Here is a 6965-nt window from a genome sequence, read left to right as displayed (position 1 = left end):
CGCCCCCCTGGGACCGCGCCGCGCTGTGGTCCAGCCCGCTGCGCCGCGCCGTCGAAACCGCCGAATTGCTCAGCGGGCGGGCGCCGCGCATCACCCCGGCCCTTACCGAGATGCATTGGGGAGAATGGGAAGGACAGCACGGCCGCGCGTTGCTGGCCGATCCGGACAGCGGCTATCGCCATATCGAAGATTGGGGCTGGCACTATCGCCCGCCCGGCGGCGAAACCCCGGCCGAACTTGCCGCGCGGCTGGCCCCCTGGCTGGCCGGGCTGCAGCGCGATGCGGTGGCAGTCTGCCATATTGGCGTGATGCGGGTGCTGCTGGCCCGCGCCCATGGCTGGGGGTTCGACGGCCCCTGCCCCTTCGCCATCAAGCGCAACCGGCTCTATCTCCTGACGCTCGACGGTGACCGGTTGAGCGCCGCGCCCGAACCGCTGCGCCTGATCCCACGGGAGGGCACCAAATGAAGGTGATGATCGCCGTCACCCACCTGCTGGGCACCGGGCATCTGGCGCGCGCCCTGACGCTGGGCCGCGCCTTTGCCGCCCAGGGACACGTGGTGCAGATTGCCTCGGGCGGGCTGCCGGCACCACAGCTCGATCACGCCGGCATCACCCTGCACCAGCTGCCGCCGCTGCGCTCGGACGGTGTGAATTTCACCACCTTGCTGGATGCAACCGGCGCGGCGGCGACGCCTGCCTATCTGGCGGCTCGGCAACAGGCGCTGTGCGCCGCGCTGACCGGCCTCGCGCCCGATATCCTGATCACCGAGCTGTTCCCCTTCGGCCGCCGGGTGCTAAGCGCTGAGTTCATCGCCCTGCTGGACACGGCCCAGGCGCTGCCCCGGCCGCCGGTCCTGCTGTCCTCGATCCGCGACATCCTCGCGCCGCCGTCCAAGCCCGAGCGGGCGCAGCGCACCGAAGAGATCGTGACCCGCCGCTATGACGCGGTGCTGGTACATTCCGACCCGCAGGCCGCCCCGCTGGAGCGCAGCTGGCCGGTCAGCAAGCGCCTTGCCCCGCTGCTGCGCTATACCGGCTATGTCGCACCGCCGGCCCCGGTGCCGCATCCCGGCCAGGTCGGCGCAGGCGAAATCCTGGTCAGCGCCGGGGGCGGCAGCGTCGGGCGCGCCCTGTTCGAAACCGCGGCGGCGGCGGCCCGGCAGCGGCCCGAAACCCGGTGGCGTATCCTGGTCGGCGGCCAGTATGCCGCCACCACCATCCAAAGCCTTCCCCGCGGCGACAACACGGTGATCGAACCCGCCCGCCCCGATTTCCGCCAGATGCTGCCGCAGGCCGCCGCCTCGGTCAGCATGTGCGGCTATAACACCGCACTGGACCTGTTGCAGGCCGGCACGCCCGCGGTGTTCGTCCCCTTCGATGCCGGCGGCGAGGTGGAACAGGGCCTGCGCGCCGGGGCGCTGTCCGCGCTGCCCGGCATCCGGGTGCTGCCAGCGGCAGAGCTGACGCCCGAGGCGCTGAACAGCGCGCTTGCGGCGGTCTTGGCCGACCCGCCGCGCCCCACCGGCGGGCTTAAATTTGACGGCGCCGCGCAATCCGTGGCAATCGCCTGCGCGATGGCACAGGCACGCGCATGACCCCGGACTGGACCCCGCTGGACACCGAACTTGCCCGCTGGCGGGATGCCGGGCTGTACCTGCCGTTCTGGTGGCGCGACGATGACGCGATGGAACCCGGCCCGGCGCTGGACCGGCTGATCGCCTTGGCCGGCCGCTTCGATCTGCCGCTGCACCTTGCGGTGATCCCCGCCGGCGCCACGCGCGCCCTGGCCGAAACCGTGACCCGCAATCCCGCCCTGATCCCGCTGGTCCACGGCTGGGCCCATGCCAGCCACGCGCCGGAGGGGCAGAAAAAGGCCGAATTCGGCGCCCATCGCCCGCTTGCGCAAATGCGGGCCGAGGCCGAACGCGGCCTTGCGACCCTGACCGAGCTGTTTGGCCCGTCGCTTGCCCCGGTCTTCGTGCCGCCCTGGAACCGCATGGCGCCCGATCTGGCCCCCGACCTGCCGGCGCTCGGCTATACCATGCTCTCCACCTTTGGCCCCCGCCCCGGCGCGCAGGCGGCGCCGGAACTCGCGTTGGTCAACACCCATCTCGACCCGATCGACTGGCGCGGCAGCCGGTCGCTGGTGGCGCCTGACCGGCTGATCGCCCAGCTGGCCGGCGCTCTTGCCGACCGGCGCGAGGGCCGCGCCGATACCGCAGAGCCCTTTGGCCTGCTGACCCATCACCTGGTGCATGACGCGGCGATCTGGAGTTTTACCGAGGCGCTGCTCAGCCGGCTTCTGGCCGGTCCGGTGACGCTTTGGACCGCACCCCGCCTGCCGGAGGCCGGTCGATGAGCCGCCTCGATTCCATGCTGCGCCGCCTTTCCGCTCAGCGCGACGGGCTGAACTGGGCCGCGGCGCAGACCGCCGGGCAACCCGGCGATGCGCTCGACCTCGGGCTCGGCAACGGGCGCACTTACGACCATCTGCGCGAGATTTTGCCCCAGCGCCGGATCTGGGTGATCGACCGGGCGCTGAACTGTCACCCGTCCTGCATTCCGCCTGCCGAAGATTTCCTTGAGGGCGAGGCCGAGCCGATGCTGGCGCGTCTGGCCGAACAGGGCGCGCAGATCGTGTTGGCGCATTACGATTTCGGCTTTGGCGTCAAAGACCAGGACGTCGCCGAGGCCGCCCGCCTGTCGCCGCACCTGGCGCGGGTGATGGCCCCCGGCGGGCTGATCGTTTCGGGTCAGCCGCTGGCCGGGTTCACGCCGCTCACCGGGCCGGACAGCATCGCCCCCGACCGTTACCTGTTCTATCGGGCCTGACATGACCTACAGCCGCTACGCCATCTATTACGCCCCGCCCGAAACCGCCGGCTGGACCCGGTTCTGCACCGGCTGGCTGGGCTGGGACATGCTGAGCGGCCGGCCGGCCGACCACCCCGAGGCAACCGGCCTGCCGCGCCCGATCAGCGAGATCACCGCGACGCCGCGGAAATACGGGCTGCATGGCACGCTGAAACCACCCTTCCGCCTGGCCGAGGGGACCACCGCGGCCGGGCTGGAGGCCGCCTGCGCAGACCTGGCCGCCACCCTTGCGCCCTTCGAACTGGCGGGGCTGCGCCTCACCCGCCTCGGCCGCTTTCTCTGCCTGCAGCCATCCGGCCCGGCAGAAGCTTTGGCCGCGCTTGCCGGGGCCTGCGTGCAACAGCTCGATCGCTTTCGCGCCCCGGCTGGTACGGCGGAACTGGCCCGCCGCCGCGCCGCCGGGCTGAGCCCGCGGCAGGAAGACAACCTGACACGCTGGGGCTATCCCTATGTGCTGGAGGATTTCCGCTTTCACATCACCCTGTCGGGCCGGCTGCCGAAAGATCAGATCGGCGCGGTCGAGTCCTGGCTGGCACCGCGGCTGACGCCGCTGCTGCCCGATGGCTTCACCGTGCCGGATATCGCGCTGGTGGGCGAAGCCTCGGACGGGATGTTCCACTTGATCCGGCGGTTCCCGCTGTCGGGCTGAGTTGTAACTTTGCCTAACCTTGTCCAGTCTGGCAGCAAAAGCAAAAGGAACCTGATATGAGCCTGTCCGGAAAAACCGTTATCATCACCGGCGCCAGCCGCGGCATCGGCGAAGCCACCGCCCGCCACCTGGCCGGGCTGGGGGCCAGCGTGGTGCTGGCCGCGCGCGGCGGCGACGCAATCCGCAAGATCGCCGACGAGATCGAAGCCGAAGGCGGCGCCGCACTGGCGGAGCCCTGCGACGTCGCGCAATGGGGCGAGGTCGAGGCGCTGATCAGCAAGGCGCAGGACCGGTTCGGATCGGTCGACGTGCTGGTGAACAATGCCGGGGTGATCGAACCGATCGCCCGGCTGGATGACAGCGACCCGGCCGATTGGGCGCGGGTGGTCGATATCAATCTGATGGGCGTCTATCACGGCCTGCGCGCGGCGATCCCGGTGATGAAGGCGCAGGGCGGTGGCACGGTGATCAATATCAGCTCGGGCGCCGCCACCGGTGCGCTGGAAGGCTGGAGCCATTACTGCGCCACCAAGGCCGCGGTGCTGTCGCTGACCCGCTGCGCCGACAAGGAGTTCCGCGCGGACGGCATCCGCGTGGTCGGCCTCAGCCCCGGCACCGTGGCCACCGAGATGCAGGTGCAGATCAAGGCTTCGGGCCTCAACCCGGTCAGTCAGCTTGAACTGTCGGACCATATCCCGCCAGACTGGGTGGCCAAGGGCATCGCCTTTCTCTGCGGCGACGGGGCCGAGCAGTTTCTCGGCACCGATTTCAGCCTGAAAACCGAAGAGGGCCGCCGGCTGGCCGGGCTGCCCCAGGCCTGAAGGGCCCCGGCCCCACGCCCGGCCGGGTCGCTGCGCCAGTTTGGGTTTTTGTAAAAGAGACATAGCCAGGGCCGCGCGCTGCTGCTGTTTCTCTTTGCCAACCCCTCAAAACCGGCGGCGGCCGGCCGCGCCCGCGATCACCTCTGTCCCTGCGGCGGGGCATGGCCTATATGCGGGCCAGACCAAGGAGGGAACACATGAGTTTCGACCGCAAGATCAAGATCGCCCCGTCGATCCTGGCCGCCGATTTCGCCAATTTCGGCCAGGAATGCGAGGCCGTCGAGGCGCAGGGCGCCGACTGGGTGCATGTGGATGTGATGGACGGGCATTTCGTGCCCAATATCACCTTTGGTCCGGCCACATGCGCGGCGATCCGGCCGCATATCAAGGGCGTGATGGATGTGCACCTGATGATCGCGCCGGTCGATCCCTATATCGAGGCCTTCGCCAAGGCCGGGGCCGATGTGATCACCGCCCATGTCGAGGCCGGGCCGCATATCCACCGCACGCTGCAGGCGATCCGGGCATCGGGCGCCAAGGCGGGGCTGGCGCTGAACCCCGGCACCCCGACCAGCGCGGCGGAACCGCTGCTGGACCTGGTCGACCTGGTCTGCGTGATGACGGTGAACCCCGGGTTCGGCGGGCAGAAATTCATCGACATGGGCGACAAGATCAAGGCGCTGCGGGCGATGATCGGCGACCGGCCGGTGCATATCGAGATCGACGGCGGCGTCGATGTGGAAACCGCGCCGCTGGTGGCCGGTGCCGGGGCCGATGTGCTGGTGGCCGGCTCGGCGGTGTTCAAAGGCGGCTCGGTCGGCGATCCCGAGGTCTATGGCCGCAATATCCGCGCCATCCGCGCCGCCGCGGAAGGCGTCTATGTCTGAACAAACTGCCAAAGCGCCGTCCCGGACCTGATCCGGGACCTCGGATCGGCCCCGGCCGGCCTAGCGGGTGAAAGTCGGCTTGCGCTTTTCCAGAAACGCGGCGATGCCCTCGGCCGCCTCGGGGCCACCCTGGGCCAGTGCCATGGCGTCGCGCTCGGCATCCAGCTGGGCCTCTTCCGAGGTCTCGTAGGCATTGGCCACCAATTCGCGGATCACCCCCTGCGCCTCGCGCGGGCCGCGGGCCAGTTCGTCGGCCAGTGCCTGCGCCTCCTCCAATGCGGTGCCGGCGGGCACCGCGGCGTTGATCACCCCCAGCTGGGCCAGGCGTTCGGCGGTGATCGGGCGCGCCAGCAGGCACATTTCCATCGCCAGTTGCCGGGGCAGCATCCGCGACAGCGCCGAGGTCAGGCCGCCATCGGGAACCAGACCGGCACGCACATAGGAGGCGGTGAACTTCGCCCCCGCCGCGGCGACGATCATGTCGCAGACCAGCGCCAGCGAGGCACCGGCCCCGGCAGCGCCCCCCTCGACAGAGGCGATCACCGGCACCGGGCAGGCACGGATCGCCCGGATCAGCCCGTGCAGCTGATCGATCTTGCCACGTCGTTCGGCCGGTGACAGATCGCGCCGGGTGGCCAGCACGTTCAGATCGCCGCCGGCGCAGAAGAACCCGCCCTCAGAGGTCAGGATCACCGAACGGAAGCGCGGCTCGGCCGCCAGCCGGACGGCATCCAGGATCGCCTGGTACAGATCCGGCGTCAGCGCGCCGCGGCGGGTGCTGTTGAGGTTCACGACGACCAGCCGGTCGCCCAGATCATCCACTCGGGCCAGGCTCATTTGCGTGTCTCCTTCGCCACAGGTCTGTAAACCCCGGTGCTGGTTGCGGCAAGCCTGCCATCCTCGTCGAACAGCTCGCCGGCGATGAACAAGGTCCGCCGCCCGCCGCCGGTGACGGTGCCCAGCGCCGTGACCCGCCCACCGGCGACCGGCGCCAGAAACTGGGTGGTAAAGGACAGCGTCAGCAGTTCCGGCAATGCCACCGGGTCGAGGTGGCGGGCACCGGCATAGCCGCAGGCGCTGTCCAGCAACATCGCGATGATGCCGCCATGCAGCACCCCGTGCCGGTTGCCATGCTGCGCACCGAGATCGAGATACAGCCGTGGCCGGCCATCCCTGTGACCCAGATCGGTGGTCCAGCCGATCAGCCGCTGCGCCCCGGTGGCATCGGTGATCAGGTGGGCGCGCCCGGGCTCAGGCGGCGCTGAGTTCAATGAACCGCTCCAGGTGGTAATCGGTATCGCCGAACCGGTGATCGGTCATGACGATGCGCTTGGCGATATGGGCCAGTTCGTATTCCCGCGTCATCGCGATGCCGCCATGCATCTGGATCGCCTCCTCGGCCACCAGACGTCCGGCGCGGCCCAGCAGGTTGCGCGCGGCGGCGATGTGGCGGTCGCGGCTGGCGGCCTCGTCCGCCAGATGGCCCGCCGCGTCGATCACCGCCGAACGCGCCTGTTCCAGTTCGATCAGCAGATCGGAAAACCGGTGGGCCAGCGCCTGGAAACTGCCGATCGGGCGGCCGAACTGCTTGCGCGTCATCAAGTAGTCGCGGGTCAGTTCCGTCGCGCTTTCCATCGCGCCCAGCGCCTCGGCCGCCAGGGCGACATTGGCCCGCGCGATCACCGCGGTCAGCGCGGCATAGCCCGCACCGGCCGCGCCCAGCCGCGCGGTG

Annotated in this window: 10 protein-coding genes; 7 read left to right on the top strand and 3 right to left on the bottom strand. The window is 69.9% G+C overall.

From position 1 onward, the window contains the following. From CVM52_RS22165 to rpe, 7 genes are all read left to right on the top strand, one after another. Positions 1–467 (top strand): histidine phosphatase family protein (locus CVM52_RS22165; protein ID WP_100164556.1); only part of this gene is annotated, 467 nt, incomplete at its 5' end. After that, positions 464–1597, top strand: coding sequence for a glycosyltransferase family protein (locus CVM52_RS22160; protein ID WP_100164555.1), 1134 nt, complete (start codon positions 464–466; stop codon positions 1595–1597). The genes CVM52_RS22165 and CVM52_RS22160, both read left to right, overlap by 4 nt. Continuing rightward, positions 1594–2361, top strand: a complete 768-nt coding sequence (locus CVM52_RS22155; protein ID WP_100164554.1) for a polysaccharide deacetylase family protein — start codon at positions 1594–1596, stop codon at positions 2359–2361. The genes CVM52_RS22160 and CVM52_RS22155 overlap by 4 nt, the downstream gene beginning before the upstream one ends. Continuing rightward, complete coding sequence (locus tag CVM52_RS22150; RefSeq protein ID WP_100164553.1) at positions 2358–2834, top strand: class I SAM-dependent methyltransferase; 477 nt, start codon at positions 2358–2360, stop codon at positions 2832–2834. The genes CVM52_RS22155 and CVM52_RS22150 overlap by 4 nt, the downstream gene beginning before the upstream one ends. A gap of 1 nt (position 2835) precedes the next feature. Continuing rightward, positions 2836–3525 carry a DUF1045 domain-containing protein gene (locus CVM52_RS22145; protein WP_100164552.1) on the top strand — a complete coding sequence of 230 codons (690 nt, stop codon included), beginning with the start codon at positions 2836–2838 and terminating at the stop codon, positions 3523–3525. A 56-nt stretch (positions 3526–3581) separates the two neighbouring features. Next, positions 3582–4346: an SDR family oxidoreductase gene (locus CVM52_RS22140; protein WP_100164551.1), complete on the top strand. Its 765-nt coding sequence runs from the start codon at positions 3582–3584 to the stop codon at positions 4344–4346. Positions 4347–4543: 197 nt separating this feature from the next. Next, positions 4544–5233 (top strand): ribulose-phosphate 3-epimerase, encoded by a 690-nt coding sequence (gene rpe / locus CVM52_RS22135; protein WP_100164550.1) that lies wholly within the window; start codon positions 4544–4546, stop codon positions 5231–5233. A 60-nt stretch (positions 5234–5293) separates the two neighbouring features. Here the strand turns inward: rpe and CVM52_RS22130 are convergent, their stop codons facing one another. The 3 genes from CVM52_RS22130 to CVM52_RS22120 form a co-directional block, all read right to left on the bottom strand. After that, on the bottom strand, positions 5294–6070 hold the full coding sequence (locus tag CVM52_RS22130; protein ID WP_100164549.1) for an oxepin-CoA hydrolase, alternative type: 777 nt from the start codon (positions 6068–6070) through the stop codon (positions 5294–5296). Beyond that, complete coding sequence (locus CVM52_RS22125) at positions 6067–6504, bottom strand: PaaI family thioesterase (protein WP_100164548.1); 438 nt, start codon at positions 6502–6504, stop codon at positions 6067–6069. The genes CVM52_RS22130 and CVM52_RS22125 overlap by 4 nt, the downstream gene beginning before the upstream one ends. Further along, positions 6485–6965 (bottom strand): acyl-CoA dehydrogenase family protein (locus tag CVM52_RS22120; protein WP_276308655.1); only part of this gene is annotated, 481 nt, incomplete at its 5' end. The genes CVM52_RS22120 and CVM52_RS22125, both read right to left, overlap by 20 nt.

The sequence above is a fragment of the Pseudooceanicola lipolyticus genome (genome assembly GCF_002786325.1).
GTDB classification, from domain to species: Bacteria; Pseudomonadota; Alphaproteobacteria; order Rhodobacterales; family Rhodobacteraceae; genus Pseudooceanicola_C; species Pseudooceanicola_C lipolyticus.
The sequence above is the reverse complement of the archived record's forward strand: the minus strand, read 5'-3'. Positions and strand labels throughout refer to the sequence as shown.

Excerpts from the sequence above, each read along its gene's own strand:
- CVM52_RS22150 (WP_100164553.1), top strand. The coding sequence starts at position 2,358 with ATGAGCCGCCTCGATTCCATGCTGCGCCGCCTTTCCGCTCAGCGCGAC.
- CVM52_RS22130 (WP_100164549.1), bottom strand. The coding sequence starts at position 6,070 with ATGAGCCTGGCCCGAGTGGATGATCTGGGCGACCGGCTGGTCGTCGTG.
- rpe (WP_100164550.1), top strand. The coding sequence starts at position 4,544 with ATGAGTTTCGACCGCAAGATCAAGATCGCCCCGTCGATCCTGGCCGCC.
- CVM52_RS22145 (WP_100164552.1), top strand. The coding sequence starts at position 2,836 with ATGACCTACAGCCGCTACGCCATCTATTACGCCCCGCCCGAAACCGCC.
- CVM52_RS22140 (WP_100164551.1), top strand. The coding sequence starts at position 3,582 with ATGAGCCTGTCCGGAAAAACCGTTATCATCACCGGCGCCAGCCGCGGC.
- CVM52_RS22160 (WP_100164555.1), top strand. The coding sequence starts at position 464 with ATGAAGGTGATGATCGCCGTCACCCACCTGCTGGGCACCGGGCATCTG.
- CVM52_RS22155 (WP_100164554.1), top strand. The coding sequence starts at position 1,594 with ATGACCCCGGACTGGACCCCGCTGGACACCGAACTTGCCCGCTGGCGG.